Genomic DNA, 17,829 nt, shown 5'->3' with positions numbered 1-17,829 from the left:
TCCAGTCGGCGACCTGAGCAAATAATGTGGTGCGGTTTTTTGTACCTCGTCCAGACTTTAATTCAATACCTTTATAATCAGGCTCTTTACTTGAGTTAGCATCGATCCCAAGCATGGTTTCTAAGGTGTAACCAATGGCAGTGTCACCTTTCCTTAAGGCTGGGAAGGGAAACTTTGCAATCTCTTTAATTTTTGCAAGAAGTTCATTGGCAACACTGTTGTGTTGATCACTAATCTTCTTTAAAAACTCTTTAATAAAAGAGGACGTTTGGGTTAAAGATCGTTCTATATCTGAAGTAGTTAAGTTGATAAGGTGAGGCATTCCGTCGTGAATGATAATGGCTATCTGATCACCTGGATTTGCATATGCAGGCAGGCCTTTAAACCACATTCGTGGATCACCCTTTTTGGTTTTTGGTCGGTATAAACTGGCTTTTGAAGGGATGATTTTATCGTCAGTAAGAAAGCAGGCATCTTTCATTACTTTGTTATCAGGGCCTTGAGATTGCTCTCCATAGAAATGGAATCCCTCTAATTCGAAATGTGTCCTTACCGTTTGGGTGGCATCTAAGATGGATTTTTTCAATCCAGTAATCGTAGGCTCAAAAAGAGAAAACTCTACCCCTACTTTTGTTAGCTGTTTTTTGTTTTGAGTTACTCGTTTTTTTTGCTCAACTGGGAGGTCGTTGGTTCGTTCTTTGTCTAAAGATTCGAAGTCACCATTGCTCATTTCAACATCATCATATTCAACAAATATTGTCGTTGGTGAGGGGGTAGGGTGTTGAGACTGTTCATTTTTTACTAATTCATTTTTAAATGAAGCCCAGCTTTCAAATCCAAAGTCTGCACTAATAAGAGTCAAAGCTTCAGTATGGGAAATTCCTAACTCGTTTTTAAGTTTCTTAGCTCGTTGTTTGATGCGACTAATAGTAGGGATGTTTGTTTTAGGTACACTCATGTCTTGAGTCCTATATTAGTGCTGTACGTTTGAAGGAAATTGTTAGAACAAATGTCGGGTACGCATTGGCGCTTTTGCGGAGGCTTTCCCTATAAGCCCAGTAAAAGCATCAAGAAGGTGAGGTACAGCATAACCACCTAAACAGATGCTTAGGTAGATAAAAACAAATACGATGGGTTAGAAAAGTCGATCTCTAACTGCAAATAAACGCAAGTATATCTGTTGATTTATCTACAGAGAGGACCTGAAGGGGTCTTTACATATGAAGGTAGGCTACTCTCATAAGCCTTTCAAAACAGTATATTACATTAATAATGAGAGTCAATGCATGTAGGGGGACAAAAATACCCCTGGACTTTTAACTAAGAGTTGAATAGAATTCTTCCCCTGTTTTTGTAATGTTGGGTTTTTTTGTGAATCATATAGAGTTGTTTTCAGGGTGTGGAGGTTTGTCGCTAGGTTTAAAGCATTGTGGTTACGAGCTTACATTGGCGAATGAGCTTTCTCCAATGGCGGCGGAATCATTTGCCTACAATTTTCTAGACGAAAACTTAGAAGAGCTTGCTAGAGAGGGTAAGTCTCCAAATAATACTATTTGGCTCAATAGCAATTTTGACAACTTAAAACGTCGTTTAAGAGAAAACCCATTTACATTCCCTTCATTTAATGCAGATACCGGTTACTCTGATATGCCTGAAGATTTGACAACTTTGGAAGGTAAGTTGTTGGTCGGAAGTATTATTGAGCTTAACCATTTACTTGACTCTAGTCCGAAGCTGGTTGAGTTGTTAAGAACTAGTTTTGGTTCTTCTCGGGGATTAGACTTAGTTTCGGGGGGACCACCATGTCAAAGCTTTAGCATGGCAGGGTTAAGGGAAAAAAATAGCGATAAGAATACGCTACCCTGGGAGTTTGCTAAGTTTGTTCAGCATACAAAACCTAAAATAGCATTACTGGAAAATGTAACAGGAATCTTACGACCATTTAAAGGTGATGATGGTAGCCTTTTTCATGCTTGGTATGAGGTAGCTAAAGCTTTTGCTGGTATTGGTTATGTACCGCTTTGTTTACATATCAACGCTCGCTTTGCTGGCATTGCTCAAAACAGACCAAGATTTATAATGATAGCTGTGCGCCTTGATCATTATAAAGCTATCTTGAGCAAATTTAAGGCTGGTTCTTCTGACTCCATACTGTTTGCTCAATCACATGAGTTTTTTAAACTAGTTCAAAAGCAGGGCAGTACTCTGGAGTTTGGCCATCTTAAGTATTTTGATGTAAAAGACCCAGCAGATCGCAAGCTTATCGAGGAATCCTTCTTATCAGATCTAATCAATCATCAACCAGTATCAGTATCACAGGCACTAGATGATCTTAAACATAACTACCCTTCACCACAGTCAGAGTTTGTAAAAACACTAAACTCTACTTTTGATCGCTTACCGATAAGAAACGAAATAGCTAACCATGAGTTTCGAAATAACGGGGAAGTGGTGCAGCGTAGGTTTAGGCTATATCAAGTTCTTTCTGATATCGACGAACGTGCAGTGACAAAGTCCGTTTTTTCTGTTCTAAAAGGAGAGGCTGACTATGTAACAAGTGCGGCTTGGAGTGCTTGTAGTCAATATCGATTTTTGCAGGTGGATGGAACATTAGATTACTTTGAAAAAGAGAGTGATTTTGTTGATTACTTGAAGGCACATCCTACGAAAAAGCAAACTCAGAAAGCTTTAATCGCAACATCACCAGCGCCTGCAGCTCTGTCTATACCTGATGATGCATGTCATTATGATGAACATGAGCTTCGAGTGTTAACTGTTAGAGAAATGGCAAGAATCCAGTCGTTTCCGGATAACTTTGTATTTAGATCTAAAGTTACAACCGGTGGGCAAATGAGAAAATTTGAAGTGCCTCAGTATACTCAGGTTGGGAATGCTGTTCCGCCTCTGCTTGGTCTAAGGCTTGGGCAGTGTATAGCTCATTTATTAGATTAAAAAAACGCCAGCATATGCTGGCGTTTTTTATATACGCACTGGATTAATATTCTCGTTTAAGCTATAGCAGCTGAAATATTCTTAAGGGTCTGTATATATTTTTTATTTTTTTCAATTAACAAATCATTATTAATTTTTAACACAACGCTTTTTATCAAATCTGTCGTTTGTCTAATGTTAGTCTGTTCTTTTAGGCTTTCGATTTCTTTAGCCACCATTCGCCCTTTCAATGATAAACGTTTTTGAGCTTTACCTTGGAATAACTCTGAATCAATATAGCTTCGGATATCATCTCTAGGTATTTCACCAACATTTAAAGCATGTATATAGAATTTTACTATATTTGGCGCAAAGTCGATGTCTCCACTAATTTCAACACTTGCTAGATTTAATATATCTATAAAATGCGCTGGGACTCTGCTCTCAATAGAGCTTCGTTGCTTCGCCAGTTGCTTTTTAACTACAGGTGTAGACTGATGCGGAAGTGATGCAACCTTATCACAATTGTTACAAACGCCTACCAGCACATTTTTCACAACACCACTGCCATCACTGAAAGGAACATTTCTCAGTTGAAATGTTACGGTCTCAATAGCTTGACATGTATGGCAAATGGCTTTTTGAGTATCGCCTACTTTTAGGATTTTCATGCAGATAACCTCTATAGTGAAAGGTTTGCTTTAACCTTATGGCTAAAGCAAACCTTCAATCCGTATTGAACGGCTACATTAGTGAACACTAATGAAAATAGTATCCGGTTCAAGGAAATACCACTTGATATACCATTCTTGGCCTTTGTATTTTGTAACCACAATGTGCACATCAATACTTTTAACATGGTGGTGTGGACTGGACTCATATTCATTACCACGAGATTTTTTCAGGATCTCGACCACTTCTTCTTTAGTTATGTCCCCAACCGCAAGTTTGTTTTTCTCATCGATATTATCTCTTTCTTCATGTGAGAAAAAACCACTCTCAAGACTTTGAATTACTCTTATTTTATTTTGTTTAAAACTCATAGGTCACCCTTCTATTGTACGACAGCTTTCGTACATGTCAACTGTCTGGTTATTTTAAATTATTTTATTGACAGCATGTCCGAGGTAGATATAATGACCATCTCACTAGCAAAAACCCACCACAAGCTGATTTTAATTAAAATCAATAATATCAAACTTGTCGTACATCCCGTATGGTAATTATAGCATCAAATTCTTGCCATTTGCAAGCTTTTTTTATTTTTTATTGCTAAAGCATTGAAAATCAACTAAAAATACAACTTTCACTTTAAGTGAGAATGTAATCCTCCTCTTATGGAATCCCTACTTTTTAGCTACAAACCTTAAAAATTAAGGGATATACTATTTCTAATTCCTATACGGAGGCAGAAATGGATACTCAACAGACCACCCAGAGCTTTCAATCGCTTAAACAAGGGGCTGATGCTTATATCAAGCGTCGAAACTTACGATTACTCGCGAATCACCGCAAAGAGCTGCGCAACTTCACTCGAGCAGAAGCTTCCACCTATTTAGCTATTGATGCTAAAACTCTTGATCGATATGTTACTTCTGCAGGTATCGACCCGCGTCGCCATGAGGACTCTCAATGGTCGATTGATATAGAAGAAATGTATCGTGTAAGAGACTTATTACCAGAAACCTTACGTAAAGAGCCGAAATTCCAGCGTGGTGAAAAGCAATCAACGCAAGTTATCGTAATCCAAAACCAAAAAGGTGGTGTAGGTAAGACAGTATCTGCCGCAACTGTAGCATCGGGCTTAGCGACGGAGTTTCACCAAGAATATCGAGTAGGGTTAATCGATATGGATGGCCAGGCGACTCTGTCTATGTATTACGCGCCAGAAGCTGATCAGGAAGGCAACCTCTCAGTGGGCGATCTCATTATGCGTAACTTTGACTTAGACGAGGATGAAACGTTCGAGCAAGCGGTATCTGAAGCGTTCTTAGAAACCACAATCCCCAACTTACGTATTCTTCCTGCTTCGCAAAGTGACAGAGCAATTGAAGGGTGGTTTCATGAACAAGTATTCACACATAAGCTACCATCCCCCTACTCTATTTTGGCCGACATCATCGATGCAGTAAAAGATGAATTCGACATCATCATCATTGATACGCCGCCTTCTCTAGGTTACGCGACTTACAATGCGTACTTTGCAGCAACAAGTGTTGTTTTCCCGTTATCAATTACCGAAAACGACATCGATGCAACTTGCTCATACTTTAGCTATATCCCACAAGTTTGGGCGTTGTTAGCCAATGCGAATCATCAAGGCTATGATTTCATGAAGATATTACTGACAAACCATCGTGATAGCTCAACGACTACCGAGTTGATGAATAGCCTTTATGAACATTTTGCGCCTTACTTATATTCCAAAGAATTCAAGCATAGCGAAGCGATTAGACAAGCTTCTTCCTTACTTGCCACCGTTTTCGATATGTCAAAAAGCGAATACCCGAAAAGCAAATCCACTTTCCAAACGGCGCAGCAAAATGGTTATGAAGTAATTAGCCAAATTCAACGAGATATTTTGAGTGTTTGGCGCGAACAGGAGCAAGCATAATGGCAAAAAAACGTGGTGGTAGTCCACTAGGTAATACACCAGGCGCAGTTGAGGCTCAACAGTCAGCAGCAAAAGCGAACCTGACCACATTAACGCAACAGCTCACGGCTGAGCTGGATAGAGCCGGCACTAATGCAGCTGAGTTTTTGCGAGAACAGTTTGGAATTGAGTCTGTCGGTCAGAGCGTGGTTTGGCAGTTAGCGTCGGGGAATAGCGCGACCTTCAATGAAGTGACCCTGTCATACGAACAAGTTCGTGATGAGACGTTTGTTACCTTTGATGTGAACGGACGCGATCAATCGCTTCTTACGGCAGAATCTCTATCTGATTTGAACTCCCTTGAATTTCAACAGTTCTACCCTGCTGTAGGTCGACAAATCGATGGCAAGATTGATGTATTAGATGGCTCTCGCCGTCGAGCTTGGTTCTTACTTCAAGGAGGTCGAGTTAAAACATTCCGTATCCTTATTACTCAGAATGAAATCTCTGTCAGTGATGCTAAGGCGTTGGCCAAGCAGCTACAAACTGCCAAAGAACATAACCTGCGTGAAATTGGACAACAATGTATAGCCATCAAATCGGCCAACGAAGAGATAACTCAGGCTGAGATTGCAAAACAGGTTGGGCTTAGCCAAGCCGGTGTAAGTAAAGCGATGAAAGCAGCCAGTATCGACGAGAAGCTGGTTAAGCTATTTCCGATTGTAAATGCCCTTTCACACCCGGATTATGCCCTGCTCGATAAGGTAATGAAGGCCTGCGAAGACAAAAAACAACTTACTGATTTCGTAAAGAAGATCAAAAAAAGCCTTGTCAATATTCAGGCTGAATATTCGCTGGAAGACCAAAAAGACGCAATTGTTGCAGCGATCAAAAATGAGCTAAAAGTCGCAGAAGCGAAGAAAGGGACAGACAAAGCGGAAGTCACTCCTCTCGTCCAATTCGATAGCAAAGGCATGTTTGCACGTAAACGCGTTAAAGGGAGAAATTTCTCGTATGAGTTCGGGCGGCTTTCAAAAGGAATACAGGAAAAGCTCGATGAGGCAATACAAAAGGTTTTAATGGAAGAGAGTAACAATGAGTAATGAGTATTACCCTTTACAAGTTGAGCTTCTGGAGCACTCTAGATCAATAAAATCTCAGGCTATGACTATTATTCTAAAAAAGCTACCTGATGGCAAAGATTTAGAAAGTCTCCAAGTATTATCATCTATGATCAATAGTATTGATAAGCTTGAGCTAGACTTTAAAGAGAGCCTGAAATCTAGTGGAAGTTTGGATAAAAAACTGAAACTTATACAAGATATCTATACGGAATCTAATGCTCTACTTTCCTTTATAAAACACTAATAAAAATAGATTTATTCATGTAAAACGTCATTTTTCAATGACGTTTTTTAAAATTAAAATTTATAAAGAGTAACTTAACACTCTTTCAATCCATACTGCTCCCCTACTGTGCTACAAAAGTATGTCCTTCCTACTAGATGCATTTTCAACGCAACTTTCTTATCAGGCTCAACTGAAATTTTCATAATCTCACTGTAACTATCGCTATCTAACGTCGAGTGAATTAATTCAGGTAACCCTCGTACAGCATCTAGCTTAATAACGTTTTGTGGATAGGATTGCTCTAAGACGACCTCATCAAATACTCGTCCTTTTAAAACCAACATTGCGTTAGTGGTACAGTCACTGATAGTGTCGGACAGGGACAAAACCAAGCAACGCTCTGTTGGGTCTATGTTAGATAGCTCTCGCAAATGAATATATACGGGCATATTTCTAAAAACAGCTTCACTTTTAGCCATGATAAGTAACCCTGCAAGTTCATCTTTAACCGTATTGATTCGAGAGCTTTTCATTATTTGAGAAAAGTTTGGCGCTGCAAAAAGCAATAACGCCCCTAATACACTAATCGTGATGATGAGTTCTATAAGTGTAAACCCCCGTTGGTAAGCTCTATTTAACATGAGTTACTCCCTAATTACTCCGCTTTGATTTGTCATTATTCAGCCTGAATAATGACAAACATTGTTTAATTTAAATGAATCTAAATCGGTTAGTTTTCCACTCTAACGCATCAATTAATCCACTCTCATACATCCCTGCCCAGTCGTAAAAAAATGGTGCAAACCCCTGCCCTCCAGTGATATGTGAAAAAGCGATACAAACTATCACTACGCCAGCAGAGATTGCGTATTCCACAGGGTCACCGGTTCTAAACCGCCCACCAAATAAATGAAACCGCCTGTCACTGTATGGCGAAAATGGCACTCCAGATACCGTCATTGCGTCAGTTAAAATATGACTTACGCCCCCCCAAGCGAACGCCATGCCAATCCCTTGATAATCCCATATAAAAGTAAATACGAGTGCCACAACGAGCCAATGGGTAAAAACATGGGTAGGACCTCGATGTTTTATATGCCGACCGACGACCTTAGCAACATATTCAAGCCAATCAGGTGCCGTGGCACCTAACACACAAACAGGTACATGAGGGGGAGAGATAACGGCACAAATCGACCCAGCAATAAGCCCATGATTCAGCCACTTCATTGAGTAACCCTCGGTTTAGAATGAGGTGGGAGGTAGGCAAGCTTTTGCAAATACTGGTTTACACTGTCGCTGTAGGAACTCTCACACAATGCAACTAGTGCCAGTCGATGCTCGACGATTTTAGCTTCATGAGCTAAAACGTCTCGATGTGAGCTCGCGACTTTTTCAAGTAGTGCCACTTGTTCGTTCACGTTCGCCACACCTTGGGCAACCCGCTGCTGTGAACGTGCTTCAAGTGATAGGTAGAGACCCATCAAGCGGTAAGCGTAGTTTCTATCAGCGAGAGCTTGGGTGAAGGAAGCAACCGACGTCGCTGTGGCAGTTCTACGTTGGTACTCCCATTGCCGCTCTCGAGATTGCTCCGTCGTAGAGTAGAGCGGCATTTTTCCAACAATCCCGACATAGTGTTCTGAGATTTCAGGCCAATCATCACTGTTGTATTCATCTAAGTTCGTCCTCATTCCAGCGACAAGGTTTAAGTCGAGTTTGAATTTACTCTTCTCTGGATAACAGTTGAGTACTGTCTGAAAGATAGCATCTGGGTCAATCTTAGGCGCAGGCTTAAGAGCAGGAGTGGAGGTATTGTAATGAGGAGCATCGCCTTTCAATGTCGGCAATTCGAAAGGCTTAATCTCCGGTGGCTGCGCTGTTGGTTCATCCCAGGGTGTAGAAATCCCCCAATCATTGGCGTAAGCCACGGGGCAGAACAGGAAACACAGCACTAAAAGGCAATACTTAATCGGCACGCGTAGACCTCCGTCCGCTACCAAGCATTTGCAAGCCGCCAATCACAGCTCCAGCTTCCCACGCGCCCGCAACAACGCATAAAGCAACCATAAACCAAATTAAAGCTTTCGTAGTGTCATAACTGACATCACTCTCTAAATTGATGCGCTGTGGTTCACGTCTTTCAACGATGGGACGAATTGACGGGGGAAGGCGTCCTTCTTCACTACACGCCATCAACCAAACCTTGGCAGACAGTAAACATTTTCGTGCAATCTGAGCTTTGCGACCTGTCAACTTATGAGCATCATCAATGAAAAGCAAAGATTGAGTATCAACTAGGTAATCTGCCAATAAGTCCGCTTTCAATTGGAGATTAAGTTTGCTCCAAGGAGTAAAATAAGTACCTTCTTCTTGGCTACTTGCATACCATTTTTCAATCCCTTTAACCTCAACCCAGCTAGATAATGGCATTAGCCCTTCAAGCAAAACCGGTTGTGGTTTCTTTCCCCAAATTTCATGTCGGCTATCGCGCAATCGTGTAAGCCAACGGCTTTTACCAGAGTCATGAGCTCCGGTAATAAGTTGGCACTGAGTTCGGCGTAAGCTCGTTTCTTTCCTATCTCGACTTGGTGCAAAGCGGCGAGGGGAGTCTACGATCAAAGGGGTTACATAACGGGTCCCATCTTTTCGCTGACGTTTATGATCGGTTCTAAGTTTTAAAAATCGCATGCTCTTCTTTCCTAACAGCTACAGCATACAAGCGAAGAAAAACAAAAAAAGCGAGGCCTAGTTTCCTGCGAACAACTCAAAATTAAAATGTAATTGCGTTGTTTATTGGTGCAGATAAAAAGCAGCGTGAAGAAAAAGCGAAGTGGACGAGGAACATGAGTTAAATTCGCGCAGCTCCGCAAGTTTCAAACCGAAGGAAAGGGGTAAACAATCTGATGATGAATATCAATGATTGATAATTGATGAAGTGATTGAAATTAACGACCGTATTTTTCGCGCATAAGGGGTCTATGACGGGGCTGGGTGATGCCAAACTATAGCGTTAGCATCAACCTCACTTTCCATCATAAAAAGCACAGATTATTGGTTTTTCTTCGTGATGATTTATCAGGTGCGATTTACTGTGACAGATTAGTTAGGGCTGGGCCTAGTCACACGGCTCGCCACACCGCTGCAGGTAGAGGCGTTACTCTCTTCCGTTTCCTATACTGGTTTGTGTACCGACTTAACCAACCTTACAGACAGGCATATCACCATAGAACCTGTTTATCGATCGTTAATACCACACCATTGTCCAATCACGTCCCCCGTAGACGACATCACGTTGTCACTTACCCATTGCTTTCATCAAACAAGCTTGATGACCTCCCATTTATTTCACGTCGCTGGCGTATTTATCCGCAACGACAGAGACGGTAAGAATCTCCATAAACTCTTTTGTCTTTATGCCTCTCCCACAGTTAAAAGGAGCATGAAGTTATAACGAGAGGGTTAGTGCGCAAAAAGAGTAGGGTATAGGATCCGATCAAGTCAGAGATCTTTGGACATGATGATCATATCAATTACATAGCATTAAATGACATTATTTAGGCTAGGTAATTCCTCCATTACCTAAAACATGTCATAATTACCTAAATATTGTTATCTATGGACATAGTGTGAAATGAGTGATGAAGAGTATTTTTATCCAGTCGTAAGCGATAACTTACCAAAGCACATAAAGAAGGGTCATCAGCTGGTTTTCAGTCGACAAGATTTATCGGCAAGAGAAGCAGATATGTTCGCTTTAATGATCGCACATATGAAAGCGGCGGACTGGGAACAAAAAACCCCTCATTACGAATTCACTTCGCATCAACTATCAGAATGGTTAGGTGTCGAGTCTAAACATATTGGTAGTAACTTAAGCCCAGTAGCAAACCGCTTAGCCAGTAGAAAAATAGGCATCAAAGTCGACACATCTAAAGGTGATATAGAGTTTGATTATCGGCCGCTATTTAAGCACATCGCTTATAAAAACGGTGTGCTTACTATGGTTCCTAACGATATGCTGAAATCAGAGTATATTGAATATAATCAAGGTTTTGCTCTCATTAACACTCGCAATTTCTTTGACGTTAAAAAAGAATATTCCAAACGCTTATACGAACTACTTAGCCGCTTTAAAGATAAAGGCTTTGAGATGCACACACAAAAGTTAAGTGAGCTCAAAGGAATCTTTGGCCTTCTGGATGAAGCTGGTAAGTTAAAGAAAGATAAAAGCTCTTTTAAAAACAACAGTGTGTTTATGAAGCGTTGTATTCGTGAAAGTATCAAAGAGCTTTCCGAGCATCCTCAGATCAGCAAAGAGCTTCTATTTTTAGAAAGTAGTCAAGGGGATAAAGGCTTTGAGGTTGTTAAAAAAGGACGAACAATTACCGGGATAAAGTTTCTTTTCCGTTGGATAAAGTTAGGCACAATAGATGAGCTAAATCAACATGAAGCAATGAAAACCATTAAGGATCTAGAGCTAAAAAGGCTTCAAAACCAGGTTCGCCTCACCGAATCCGAACTGGAGTCATTAGCTATCGCCTACCGTTACGTCGGTAAAGAAAGTCATGCATTGAAAGTCGAGGAAAGCCTCTCAAGGCGGCACTTAACTCAAGACGAACAAAACCATGAAGATGACAACGAGCTAGAATCTTTGATTGAGAAAATAGAGACACTTTCAGAACTAAGTGATAGCCCAGATTACTAATTTCGAATAGAAGACATTTTCTAGGTATTTCGATCTCATTAATGACATATTTTAGGCAACAAAGAGTGATTCAAGACACAATTTAGGTGTTTTGGTGATAAGGCTCCTATAGATTCAAACTCTAGAAAGGGGAACTCATAAGAATACATGTCATAACAAAGAATAACGCCTTGTTTAAACTAAAATATGTCAGCATTCAGAAGTAAACACCTAAAATGTGTCATTAGTAAACCTGATATGTGATCAATAACACCTAGAATATGTCACCAATGAACCTAAAAAATGATCATCAACACCTAAAATTAGATCATAATCACCTAAATCTTGTTATCCCAACACCTAAAAGATGATCATGAAACATGATTAAATCCATACAAATCAATACTTTGCGAGGGCTATAGGTTTTATAGATTTATACTTTACATAGAGTAATATAGTTAAATATAGATCTTTATAGTTTGTGTGGATAACTGGAAAATCAAAGATTTACACAGTTACCCACGACAACGATCAATTTCATGTTTCTTCTTAATAAATTTTTATCCAGTCACATTTTAGATAAGAACAACCAATTTAGTTCTCATCCCTTGCTATAACGTGAGAAAAGGAGGTGGTATGTCTAATTATGCATATCTACGTGTTTCAAGCGATAGTCAAGATGTGGCAAACCAAAAGCATGGTATCTATGAGTACTGTAATAAGGTTGGGTTAGCTAACTTATGTTTTGTTGAAGATGTTATTACAGGCAAAAAAAAGTGGCATCAACGTAAGCTCGGTCAGCTTATAGAAGGAATGGGAGCCGGAGATAAACTCATTTTTTCAGAAGTGAGTCGTATAGCTCGCTCAACACTTCAAGTATTAGAGGTTCTTGAAGTCTGCATGGCAAAAGGCATTGATGTCTACATTGCCAAGCAGAACATGCAACTAGATGGATCCATGCAAGCAAAAATCACAGCAACGGTTCTCGGACTTGCGGCAGAAATAGAACGAGAGTTTATTTCTATGCGGACGAAAGAAGCATTAGCAGCCAGAAAAAAAGCCGGCGTCATCTTAGGTCGTCCTAAAGGTGAAGCGGAAAGACTCAAGCTGGACCCGAAGCGAGAGCAAATAGAACGTTATTTAGGAATGGGGTTAGGCATTAGACCTACTGCAAAATTGATCGATGAAGCGCCAAGCACATTAAGGGATTATGTGAATCGGAAAAACTTAAAAGCAAAAGTTATTGTTTAGTGTCTGCTAACTCTAGTCTCAGCTTTAAAGACTCCATCTCTAGCTTTATTTTTTCAGCTTGAAGGCTTTGGTATTCTTTCATTGAGACCATTATTGCAACCGGTTTTCCATATCTTTTTATTTCAATAGGCTCATTTTGAACAGTCTCTAGTAGTGATTTAAATTGTGACGTTGCTTCGTTAGCGTTTATAGATTTCATAATAGTCTCCTTTCTTCAATTCTAACTGTTTCTATCAGCATGAACAAACTCACAACTGTCCACAAAGGTACACCTTTATGGACAGTTGTGAGACAGCATCACAAATCTGTTCATTTAGTCTTATAAATATTTAATGAACATGTACACTATTAAAATTACCTCTTAATGTTCACTTTGGATGCAAATATGAACCTTGGCTATGCACGAGTCAGTACCGATGACCAAAATCTTGATGTTCAGATTTCCCAGCTTGAACAAATTGGCTGTAAGAAGATCTTCCAAGAAAAAGCCAGTGGAAAATCGACGGAGCGTGAAGCTTTGGCTAGATTAATTGATTTCGCTAGGGAAGGGGATATCGTGCATGTAACCAAGGTGGATCGGATTGCCCGAAATACTATCGATGCATTGCAAGTTGCCGATCAGCTGTCAGAAAAAGGCGCAGGATTGGTGTTCCATGATCTCGGTGATTTAGACATCAATAGTGATGTAGGTCGTGTTATTTATACCACCATTTCAGCCTTCGCAGAAATGGAAAGAAAACGTATTTTACAGCGCTGTAACGAGGGTAGGGAACGCGCAAAAGAAGAGGGGCGGCATCTTGGCCGATTTCCTAATAAAACATTGCACAAGCGCATACAAGAACTTGCTGCGCAGGGAATAAACAAGCATGCCATCAGTAAAGAGCTAGGGTGTAGTCGAACGACGGTTTATAAGGTATTGAGTAACCCTTCTTCTTAGGTATCAATACGTAAACTGTTGGAAGGTTCAGACTTAAAAAATTGAGAGCGTTACCTGAAACTCAACACTTGCACTTTTTTTGCTCAATTTCATTGATATACAATAATGCCACTCGATTCATATTGCATGTCAGGACGAATGATGCAAAAACGCGAAGAAGATGTACATTATGTTACGATTGATGAGTTAGAAAATGACTTTGAAGTTTTAACTGGTGATAAAGCAGTAGCCAAGGCTCAAGCCAAGCTTTTTTCGATCAGATATCGTGGCGAAGTGATTGATGCTGTTCGTTTTCAGAGGGGATTAATATCTGAAGACGACTTGCAACTAGCCAAACATATACGGTGGCAACACCATAAAAACCATAGTCGAAACCTTGCTGCGAATATGATGGCGGCAAGGCGTAATAAACCAGCTAACACTGCCGCTCATCATATTGTGGCGTGGGATCACCCAAGAGCTGCAAAATCTCGCCTTCGATTGGCGGCGTTTGGTATCGATATTGATCATGAAGCGAATGGGGTTTACTTACCTAGATTTAAAAAGCATATCCCCCATAAGGCGATGCCAAGTGCTAAGGCACACTCTGTTACCCATACTCATCAATACTACCTGAATGTAGAGTTCCTTTTGGAAGATACTATTGCAGAAGGTCTGGGACGCCCAGGTATTATTGATACATTGAGAGAGGTAGGCGAGGATCTTGAAGCGGGAGAGTTCCCATTGAGAGAAGCGATTCAATCTGTTTAAGGATGGTTATGACAGCATTTAACAAAGTGTTTATTGTCACCCCCAATGCGAATGATTTTGCAATCTTGCAAGAATCTGCATTGGAAATGTCCCTTCAAGTAACCACAAACGAACCTATCCAGCTGTATGGAGAATCTGTTAAAGACAGTTGGAGAAGTATTGATATTGAATGGTTAGATGTTGAAGGTGAAAACACATTACCTAGGCCTGATGTTGCTGCTTGGGGAGCGGTTACTTTCGCTGTGCCAGCTGCCATTGCTGATAAGCTTGGTGCGTTAAGCGAGAATGTCGAATTCTTGCCATTGAGTCTAAAAGGACAGCCTTGGCGAGCATTAAATATTATTACTCAAATCGATGCTATTGATAGCTCTGCTACCGAGTATAACCTTCGCAATGGGAAACCGAGTCGTACTAGGCCGTTTAAGAAACTCGTTTTGAATAGAGAAGCCATTAATGAAGCTGGCTTATTCAGAGTAAAAGGTGCGGGACTCAGAACGTTTTGCACGGACAAAAAAGGTGGATTGTACGATAGAGTCAAAGAACTAAATTTGACTGGCTTGGATTTCAAAGAAGTGCTTGTTTCTAGCTAATCAGAGATTAGCTAGAAGTAATTGTAATTAAAGGAGTATGGTAATTAAGGCCAAACTCCTTTCAATCTTATTATTGTGATGATGTCACTAACAGAGAGTCGGAAGTTTTAGGCTGCCATTGGGCTTTTGATTGTTCCAATGCGGTTAACAGAGAGTAGTACTTTATTTTATATGGCCATTGATTCGAAGGGTGCCAAAAGTCAACGAAGTAGAAACCTTCCGACTGATATAGCCACTCGCCTTCTTTAGTTAACCCTTGTTGTTTTAACTTGTTCTCGATCAAAGGGAAAGTATGGCCACAAATAATAATGTCAGGATTGACTCGTTTAATTTGTTGCCAAATCCACGTCCAGTCAGATTCAACGTAGCTAGTTAGATCTTCATTATTTGAAGAGCTTTTTCCCGCACTCTTTTTAATGTTGATGATTGCACAGCTCTGGAAGAGAACGTCTAGGTTAGCGTCTTGTTTATAATTTTCGTTAAATGGTTTGACTGTGCCATTGCGAACTAAGTGATCTAAGCCGTCCAACCATTGGGCCATCGTCCACCACATTGGCTTTCCAAGCACGGATAATGGTTTATTCAGGTAGTCATTTAAAGCCCAATCTTCTTTTACTTCACTTGATGACTCATAGGCTTCTTTCATCAAGAATAGAACCTTAAGCTGACTTTTTTGCCATAAGTCATCATCTAAAATACCATCAGAGATAAACAGACTGCCTTTGTGTTTTTCGGTAATTTTCCAATCAGAGAAGTTCATTTCTTGTCCTGTTTTTATTGTCTTCAATGGTAAGGGTTTTTCATTCCCTTCTAGGGGGGAGTAATTACAAGTTTCCTCGGACATTAAGATAATGATGCCTTGCTAAACACTACAATCCGTTTTGGCCACTTCTTATCCTTTACCACGAAAAAGCATGTCATGGCCAAAACATGCGTCACTGCGTGACACTGGCCATCACATAAACGTCGTAAAGGATAAGGCGGCTCAAAGCGGACTTTCGTAGCAAGGCCGCTTAAAAGATCTATTACCAACCCCCATCCCCCAAGCTTGGGGGTATGTGCGTCAATTTAACATAATGTGGAATAATGCAAAATTGCACGCGCCTTATCGCCAGCAAGCTGTCGGGCGTTGAGCAACTTCAGGCATTATTGGACATTATGTGTAAATTGCCGCCACCGCACTGAAAAGCGTGCTCTAAGGTAGCCAGCAAAGCTGGCGCAGTTTATCTGCCTTGCCCAAAAAGACGGGCAAAGCAGGGTGACGCATCACAACACAAACAATGTGTTTTGATGCGGGTGAGGTCAGCGTTTTATGATTCAGCACTTGCGGTACGTTCGTTGTTGTCCGTTCCGGCCAATCCATAAAAGGCGCAAGCTATTTTATGGCGTACCACCACATCCCCCGCCCACCCAATGCTGCGCCCCGTTCTTTGGGTTTTAGGTATATTTGCGTTTGTTGTGAGTGTGATGGTGCCATTAACTCTCAACTTATAAACTAACGGCGCAGCAGTGGTCGTGTCGTGGTGGAGCTTTTAAAACGTCACCGTTCATGACTTTTTGCCTTACTTTACTCGTTATCCTTTCAGGTGTTCATTAAACTTTAAAGCATAGTCGTTAGAGGTGAAAAGCTGTGAGATGTATACATTGTAGCAAGCCTCTGAGCAGTCCCAGTTGTTACTGGCGTCATGCTGGCCTTTATGTAAACTTCGTTTTATCTTATCAAATTTACTTCTTGAAATGCCCCCTACTATATATCCCTCTGTATAACGACTGAAGTCGTCATCACGACCTTTGGTAAGACGGAGAGAAACAAACAAATAAGCGGTGGGTTTTTGAATGTCATGGACATATTGTGGGACTGTCGCCTCGTAATTGATTCTTGGAGCAACAGTTCTTCGTTTTGTTTTAATTTCTAACTTTATTTGACCTTCGACTAAGTAATCGTGGGAAAATTCGTCTCTACAGTCTTCGAAAGTGAAATTATGTTTCGTAAGCCAATGTTCAGCGATCATTTCTCCTAATATACCATCAACTTTGGCAGTTAATTCCCCATCTCCTTCTTCTTGAATGTGCTGCTTAAAGTTTTTAGGGTAGTCTTGTAACAATTGTGCTCTTTTTAAAGCTCTACTGACCATTTCTTGTGTTATTGCTACTTTATAGAATGACATCTTATCCCTCGATATTTAATAATTGGTATGTGATGGGCTCCGGGAACAATAGTTCCAAGTCACTTTTATTCATTTTGAACAGCGGCCCTTTCTCGCTGACTCGCCCTTTTGTATTTCTTTTTATCAAATGATCCATTGTGATGACACCTGACTGGATAAGTGGCATTAACTGACTTGCTATTGGTGAACGTGTGTGGGTTATTCTGTGAATCTGGAAGTGCTCTACCCCATCAATAATCTCACTTTTCGCCTCTACCCAGAATGTCTCAGCGTGCTTTTCTTTGAGTCGTTTGCGGAGTAACTCGCCTGGCCATACTGCAACAAGTTCTTGCTTGTTATGCCACTCTTGTAACTCGTCATTCGATTGGTCATAGATAAAACTTAAACCTTGAGAGTTTTCCCTTTGGGTCGTGACTGTGCAATATAGTTTGAAATCATCGCCGCGCTCATAGCCATACTTGTTTAAAATCTCTGCACTCTTTTTGCAGGGGCTTTTACTCCAGTCGGCGACCTGAGCAAATAATGTGGTGCGGTTTTTTGTACCTCGTCCAGACTTTAATTCAATACCTTTATAA

Annotated in this window: 20 protein-coding genes; 9 read left to right on the top strand and 11 right to left on the bottom strand. The window is 40.6% G+C overall.

Translation table 11 applies throughout. The features are described from left to right. A partial coding sequence (locus R7P67_RS22145) for an MvaI/BcnI family restriction endonuclease (RefSeq protein WP_318086069.1) occupies window positions 1-958 on the bottom strand: 958 nt, incomplete at its 3' end. Between the two features lie 413 nt (window positions 959-1,371). Here R7P67_RS22145 and R7P67_RS22140 point away from each other — a divergent pair. Next, a complete protein-coding gene (locus R7P67_RS22140; RefSeq protein ID WP_318086068.1) occupies window positions 1,372-2,952 on the top strand; it encodes a DNA (cytosine-5-)-methyltransferase in 1,581 nt (526 codons plus the stop codon). 56 nt (window positions 2,953-3,008) lie between these two features. Here the strand turns inward: R7P67_RS22140 and R7P67_RS22135 are convergent, their stop codons facing one another. Then, on the bottom strand, window positions 3,009-3,602 hold the full coding sequence (locus R7P67_RS22135; RefSeq protein ID WP_267398845.1) for a hypothetical protein: 594 nt from the start codon (window positions 3,600-3,602) through the stop codon (window positions 3,009-3,011). A gap of 78 nt (window positions 3,603-3,680) precedes the next feature. Continuing rightward, on the bottom strand, window positions 3,681-3,974 hold the full coding sequence (locus R7P67_RS22130; protein WP_083152700.1) for a hypothetical protein: 294 nt from the start codon (window positions 3,972-3,974) through the stop codon (window positions 3,681-3,683). Window positions 3,975-4,345: 371 nt separating this feature from the next. Between R7P67_RS22130 and R7P67_RS22125 the strand changes: the two genes are divergently transcribed. Genes R7P67_RS22125 through R7P67_RS22115 form a run of 3 tightly spaced genes read left to right on the top strand, consistent with a single transcriptional unit; the run spans window position 4,346 to window position 6,892 of the window. Then, window positions 4,346-5,545 (top strand): ParA family protein, encoded by a 1,200-nt coding sequence (locus R7P67_RS22125; protein ID WP_017449270.1) that lies wholly within the window; start codon window positions 4,346-4,348, stop codon window positions 5,543-5,545. Then, window positions 5,545-6,627: a ParB family protein gene (locus R7P67_RS22120; RefSeq protein ID WP_318086067.1), complete on the top strand. Its 1,083-nt coding sequence runs from the start codon at window positions 5,545-5,547 to the stop codon at window positions 6,625-6,627. The genes R7P67_RS22125 and R7P67_RS22120 overlap by 1 nt, the downstream gene beginning before the upstream one ends. After that, on the top strand, window positions 6,620-6,892 hold the full coding sequence (locus tag R7P67_RS22115; RefSeq protein ID WP_100088500.1) for a hypothetical protein: 273 nt from the start codon (window positions 6,620-6,622) through the stop codon (window positions 6,890-6,892). Before R7P67_RS22120 ends, R7P67_RS22115 begins: the two co-directional genes overlap by 8 nt. A 74-nt stretch (window positions 6,893-6,966) precedes the next feature. Here R7P67_RS22115 and R7P67_RS22110 read toward each other — a convergent pair whose 3' ends face one another. The 4 genes from R7P67_RS22110 to R7P67_RS22095 form a co-directional block, all read right to left on the bottom strand. After that, window positions 6,967-7,515, bottom strand: a complete 549-nt coding sequence (locus tag R7P67_RS22110; RefSeq protein WP_083152714.1) for a Tfp pilus assembly protein FimT/FimU — start codon at window positions 7,513-7,515, stop codon at window positions 6,967-6,969. Window positions 7,516-7,585: 70 nt separating this feature from the next. Further along, on the bottom strand, window positions 7,586-8,104 hold the full coding sequence (locus R7P67_RS22105; protein ID WP_203478737.1) for a metal-dependent hydrolase: 519 nt from the start codon (window positions 8,102-8,104) through the stop codon (window positions 7,586-7,588). Continuing rightward, window positions 8,101-8,850 carry a hypothetical protein gene (locus R7P67_RS22100; protein WP_069490879.1) on the bottom strand — a complete coding sequence of 250 codons (750 nt, stop codon included), beginning with the start codon at window positions 8,848-8,850 and terminating at the stop codon, window positions 8,101-8,103. The genes R7P67_RS22105 and R7P67_RS22100 overlap by 4 nt, the downstream gene beginning before the upstream one ends. Further along, entirely contained in the window at window positions 8,840-9,562 is a 723-nt protein-coding gene (locus R7P67_RS22095) for a hypothetical protein (RefSeq protein ID WP_029843382.1), read from the bottom strand. The genes R7P67_RS22100 and R7P67_RS22095 overlap by 11 nt, the downstream gene beginning before the upstream one ends. A 943-nt stretch (window positions 9,563-10,505) precedes the next feature. On the opposite strand from R7P67_RS22095, the gene R7P67_RS22090 reads away from it, so the two are divergent. Together R7P67_RS22090 and R7P67_RS22085 are read left to right on the top strand one after the other, a co-directional pair. Beyond that, window positions 10,506-11,579: a replication initiation protein gene (locus tag R7P67_RS22090; protein WP_069490877.1), complete on the top strand. Its 1,074-nt coding sequence runs from the start codon at window positions 10,506-10,508 to the stop codon at window positions 11,577-11,579. Window positions 11,580-12,194: 615 nt separating this feature from the next. Further along, window positions 12,195-12,809 (top strand): recombinase family protein, encoded by a 615-nt coding sequence (locus tag R7P67_RS22085; protein ID WP_318086066.1) that lies wholly within the window; start codon window positions 12,195-12,197, stop codon window positions 12,807-12,809. Here R7P67_RS22085 and R7P67_RS22080 read toward each other — a convergent pair. Continuing rightward, window positions 12,799-13,008: a type II toxin-antitoxin system Phd/YefM family antitoxin gene (locus tag R7P67_RS22080; protein WP_083152708.1), complete on the bottom strand. Its 210-nt coding sequence runs from the start codon at window positions 13,006-13,008 to the stop codon at window positions 12,799-12,801. The genes R7P67_RS22085 and R7P67_RS22080 overlap by 11 nt on opposite strands. A gap of 186 nt (window positions 13,009-13,194) precedes the next feature. On the opposite strand from R7P67_RS22080, the gene R7P67_RS22075 reads away from it, so the two are divergent. The 3 genes from R7P67_RS22075 (at window position 13,195) to R7P67_RS22065 (ending at window position 15,086) form a co-directional block, all read left to right on the top strand. Then, complete coding sequence (locus tag R7P67_RS22075) at window positions 13,195-13,746, top strand: recombinase family protein (protein WP_318086065.1); 552 nt, start codon at window positions 13,195-13,197, stop codon at window positions 13,744-13,746. 141 nt (window positions 13,747-13,887) lie between these two features. Next, complete coding sequence (locus tag R7P67_RS22070) at window positions 13,888-14,496, top strand: AHH domain-containing protein (protein ID WP_029843392.1); 609 nt, start codon at window positions 13,888-13,890, stop codon at window positions 14,494-14,496. A gap of 8 nt (window positions 14,497-14,504) precedes the next feature. Then, window positions 14,505-15,086, top strand: coding sequence for an imm11 family protein (locus tag R7P67_RS22065; protein ID WP_029843393.1), 582 nt, complete (start codon window positions 14,505-14,507; stop codon window positions 15,084-15,086). Between the two features lie 70 nt (window positions 15,087-15,156). On the opposite strand, the gene R7P67_RS22060 is transcribed toward R7P67_RS22065, so the two are convergent. The 3 genes from R7P67_RS22060 to R7P67_RS22050 all read right to left on the bottom strand — a co-directional run. Next, complete coding sequence (locus tag R7P67_RS22060) at window positions 15,157-15,846, bottom strand: hypothetical protein (RefSeq protein WP_222712691.1); 690 nt, start codon at window positions 15,844-15,846, stop codon at window positions 15,157-15,159. 814 nt (window positions 15,847-16,660) lie between these two features. Then, window positions 16,661-17,254 (bottom strand): hypothetical protein, encoded by a 594-nt coding sequence (locus R7P67_RS22055; protein WP_083152705.1) that lies wholly within the window; start codon window positions 17,252-17,254, stop codon window positions 16,661-16,663. Between the two features lies 1 nt (window position 17,255). Next, window positions 17,256-17,829, bottom strand: a 574-nt coding sequence (locus tag R7P67_RS22050) for an MvaI/BcnI family restriction endonuclease (protein WP_318086064.1), incomplete at its 5' end; no start/stop codon positions are given.

It is taken from the genome of Vibrio sp. Vb0937 (assembly GCF_033338855.1).
Note: the sequence above shows the minus strand (reverse complement) of the source record. Positions and strands in the feature narration are given on the sequence as shown.

Coding starts and splice junctions, on each gene's coding strand:
- R7P67_RS22115 (WP_100088500.1), top strand. CDS start 6,620: ATGAGTAATGAGTATTACCCTTTACAAGTTGAGCTTCTGGAGCACTCT.
- R7P67_RS22065 (WP_029843393.1), top strand. CDS start 14,505: ATGACAGCATTTAACAAAGTGTTTATTGTCACCCCCAATGCGAATGAT.
- R7P67_RS22080 (WP_083152708.1), bottom strand. CDS start 13,008: ATGAAATCTATAAACGCTAACGAAGCAACGTCACAATTTAAATCACTA.
- R7P67_RS22060 (WP_222712691.1), bottom strand. CDS start 15,846: ATGAACTTCTCTGATTGGAAAATTACCGAAAAACACAAAGGCAGTCTG.
- R7P67_RS22110 (WP_083152714.1), bottom strand. CDS start 7,515: ATGTTAAATAGAGCTTACCAACGGGGGTTTACACTTATAGAACTCATC.
- R7P67_RS22120 (WP_318086067.1), top strand. CDS start 5,545: ATGGCAAAAAAACGTGGTGGTAGTCCACTAGGTAATACACCAGGCGCA.
- R7P67_RS22055 (WP_083152705.1), bottom strand. CDS start 17,254: ATGTCATTCTATAAAGTAGCAATAACACAAGAAATGGTCAGTAGAGCT.
- R7P67_RS22075 (WP_318086065.1), top strand. CDS start 13,195: ATGAACCTTGGCTATGCACGAGTCAGTACCGATGACCAAAATCTTGAT.
- R7P67_RS22105 (WP_203478737.1), bottom strand. CDS start 8,104: ATGAAGTGGCTGAATCATGGGCTTATTGCTGGGTCGATTTGTGCCGTT.
- R7P67_RS22070 (WP_029843392.1), top strand. CDS start 13,888: ATGCAAAAACGCGAAGAAGATGTACATTATGTTACGATTGATGAGTTA.
- R7P67_RS22135 (WP_267398845.1), bottom strand. CDS start 3,602: ATGAAAATCCTAAAAGTAGGCGATACTCAAAAAGCCATTTGCCATACA.
- R7P67_RS22130 (WP_083152700.1), bottom strand. CDS start 3,974: ATGAGTTTTAAACAAAATAAAATAAGAGTAATTCAAAGTCTTGAGAGT.
- R7P67_RS22095 (WP_029843382.1), bottom strand. CDS start 9,562: ATGCGATTTTTAAAACTTAGAACCGATCATAAACGTCAGCGAAAAGAT.
- R7P67_RS22085 (WP_318086066.1), top strand. CDS start 12,195: ATGTCTAATTATGCATATCTACGTGTTTCAAGCGATAGTCAAGATGTG.
- R7P67_RS22125 (WP_017449270.1), top strand. CDS start 4,346: ATGGATACTCAACAGACCACCCAGAGCTTTCAATCGCTTAAACAAGGG.
- R7P67_RS22090 (WP_069490877.1), top strand. CDS start 10,506: ATGAGTGATGAAGAGTATTTTTATCCAGTCGTAAGCGATAACTTACCA.